The organism is Intestinibacillus massiliensis (genome assembly GCF_900155735.1).
GTDB classification, from domain to species: domain Bacteria; phylum Bacillota; class Clostridia; order Oscillospirales; family Butyricicoccaceae; genus Intestinibacillus; species Intestinibacillus massiliensis.
In genome coordinates this window covers 118093-120999 of the sequence record NZ_LT707055.1, presented here as the reverse complement: position 1 = coordinate 120999, position 2907 = coordinate 118093, and the positions used below count along the sequence as shown (strand labels likewise).

Annotated in this window: 4 protein-coding genes; all 4 read right to left on the bottom strand. The window is 65.0% G+C overall.

The window, feature by feature from the left end; genetic code table 11:
• Positions 1-854, bottom strand: an 854-nt coding sequence (locus CZ203_RS05135) for a transglutaminase domain-containing protein (protein WP_328588149.1), incomplete at its 3' end; no start/stop codon positions are given.
• Between the two features lie 82 nt (positions 855-936).
• Positions 937-1710 (bottom strand): hypothetical protein, encoded by a 774-nt coding sequence (locus CZ203_RS05130; protein WP_087065093.1) that lies wholly within the window; start codon positions 1708-1710, stop codon positions 937-939.
• A gap of 48 nt (positions 1711-1758) precedes the next feature.
• Positions 1759-1908 (bottom strand): 16S rRNA (uracil(1498)-N(3))-methyltransferase, encoded by a 150-nt coding sequence (locus CZ203_RS15595; protein ID WP_456236187.1) that lies wholly within the window; start codon positions 1906-1908, stop codon positions 1759-1761.
• A gap of 160 nt (positions 1909-2068) precedes the next feature.
• Positions 2069-2907 (bottom strand): S41 family peptidase (locus CZ203_RS05120; protein WP_235847461.1); only part of this gene is annotated, 839 nt, incomplete at its 5' end.

Genomic DNA, 2907 nt, shown 5'->3' with positions numbered 1-2907 from the left:
GCCTGCGCCGTCGGCGGCGCGTCCAGCAGCCCGAGGTCGAACAGCCGCTGCGCATGGTCCAGCCCCTGCGGCAGCGCGTAATCAATCAGTTCGTCGTAAAAATCGCGGTCCCAGGTGTGCGTATGCGCAAACTCGTCCGCGCCCTTGAGGAAAAACTCATCGGAGACCAGTTCGCCCCGGTCGGGCACTGGGTCGTCAAACGTGACGTCGATATAGCGTACGTCCCCGTACAGCCGCACGGCGTTCCACCCGTGGTTCATGCCCTGGTCGGAGATATAGACCATGTCGATGCCCGCCGCATGGCAAAGCTGCATATAGGCGCGCGCGTATCCCGCGCAGACCGCCTTGCCGTCCACCAGCGCGCCCGCCGCGGTGAAGGGCGCGTCCGCGCCGCTGCCCGTGGACAGGGTTTCGCGCGCCGCGGTCTCCGTGTCGTACACGCAGTTTTTGACCACGTAATCGTGTAGCACGCGCAGCCGGTCGCGCAGCAGCATATCGTCCGTGACCAGGCTGTCCGCGACGCCCTTGGCGAGCAGCGCCGCCTGCTTCTGCGCCTCCGCGTTGTCGACCTCGACGCGCACGGTCATCGTGGTGTCGCCCCGGCGCGTGCAGTGCAGGGAAAAGGCGTAGGGGTAGGTCGCCTCGAGCGCGCGGAAAATGCCGTTTTCGCTCAGGCCGCCCGCGCGGAAAGTCAGGCTGTCGCCGCCGTCCGCCAGCGTGTCCAGCAGCTGCTGCGTGGCCTGGAAATCGTTCTCCGCCGTCTGCGCCCCGTGCCCCAGCAGGCCGGGCGCGAGCGTCCACGCGCCGAACAGCACGGCGGCCGCCACAAACAGCACGCCCAGGAACTTTCGCATCGGTTTCCCCTCCCCCCAAAAAAGAAATAAGCGGACGGCTTACGCGCCGTCCGCTTTGTTGGGCTTCCAGGCCGGCCCCGCCTTACATCATCTTGACCGTGTAGTACACCGCCGTTACAAACAGATAGGCAAAAGCCGCAAAAATCAAATAATATGCGATCTGCGCGCCGAGCAGCGCCCCGGCAACCGGCAGGACCGCGAGCACCGCCGCGGTGACGAGCATCATGGTGTGCGCATTCTTGGAGCTGAACAGGTCGACCATCTGCCCGTCGACCAGGCCGCGGCAGCCGTGCTTCTTGACATAGAAGACGCCTGCGACCTGCAAGAGGCACAGTACCACCGCGGCCGCCGCCGCAACGTAGGCGCCCCAGTGGAAATTGGTCGTCGCCAGGGCGCGGCGCGCCGCATAGAGCAGCACCGCCATCAGGCCGCAGTCGACGGAGATTACGAAGAATTCACGCGGGTAGGAATGATAGATCAGGTAGTAAACGGCAAGCGCCGGCAGGATGATATAAAACAGCTTGATGACTTCCGGGCCGCGCCACAGCACCGCCGCCATGCACACGGCGACCACCGCGAACACAATGACCAGGTTGCGCCCGCGCAGCAGGCGGTACCGCATATCCTGCCCGCGGCTCCGCTCCATGCCGGTCTTGACCGCGCCCCAGATGACCCCAAGCACGCCCAGGCCGAGCACCACCCATGTGATCTGGCGGCCCAGCATGTACGTGCTGCCATAAGCGGCCACGCGGTAGAACAGCATCAGCAGCAATACGCCCAGCAGGCACAGCGAAAAGACCGACAGCACCTTGTTCGTTATATAATCCTTTTCGTTTGGCTTTCTCTTGGTTGCCAAGAAAATCAACTCCCTAGTTTTATAAAATCCCTGTACCCGCACGGGCGTTTACAGGTTGCCGCTCTCATACATGATGGCGGACAGCGCCGCAAGCGGCGCGGTTTCACAGCGCAAAATCCTAGACCCGAGCGATATGCTCCGCAGCCCGGCGTCCTGCGCCGCCCGGACCTCCTCCGGTGCAAAGCCNGCGACGGGCATACATGCGCCGGCCGAGGGGGCGAGCGCCGCGGCGCAGTCCGCCCCGCACGCGCCCTGATAGACCGCCAGGTCGTGTGTTTCCGCTAAAATGAGTTGCCCCTTACACAAAGGGATGGGTTCCATCGTCTTTTCCTCCCAATATGGCTGTCGGGATAATCGCTTATCCATTGTTTTTCCAGGTGCCGTCCGCCCGGACGGTGTATTTCGCCGGCTCCTTGGCCGCAAGCTTGCAGATTTCCAGCGCGGTGGCGAGTTGCACGTCCGTCGTTTCGCCGCCGGACAGGAAGGAGGTCTGCGCGTCCAGCTGCCGCAGCATCTCCGGCGGCGCCGTGAAGCCCGGGAACTGCCCCACCGAGGCCTGGAAGCGGCGCACCGCGTCCAGCACCCGCATGTCGAACACGCGGCGCGCGCCGTCCAGCAGGCCGAGCGCGGACAGGCGCTCGGTCATGGCCTGCACCGTGTCGGACTTCATGCCGGGCAGCAGGGTGTGCGTGCTGTCGAGCGGCAGGAAGCCCTCGATCGTCACTGTGCTGTCGCCGTTCTCGATATTGATATCCGGCTTCAGCCCCTCTCCCTCATAGGTGCCGCGCACCGGGAGCTGGATTTCCAGGCTGGTCAGGATGAGCATCGAGCCGTCCGGCATCGTAAAGTGGTACTGCCCCACGCCCTTGCCGTAGGTCTGGGTGCCGACCACGGTCGCAATGCCGAGGTCGGACAGCGAGCCGGTGACGATCTCGGCCGCCGAGGCCGTGCCCCCGTCCACCAGCAGCACGACCTTGTTGAGCGCGGGGCCGCCGCCCGGGGTGTAGAACTGCTGCAGCCCGCCCTCGCTCTCGCGGTAGCGCAGGCCGAGGTAATAGGCGCCCTCCTGCGGCGCAATGGTTTCAATCATCTTCTGCGCCATGTCGATGAGGCCGCCGCCGTTGCCGCGCAGGTCAATGATGGCGGCGCGGACGCCCTTGGCGGGCAGGCTGTCCCATTCCTCGACAAACAGGCGGG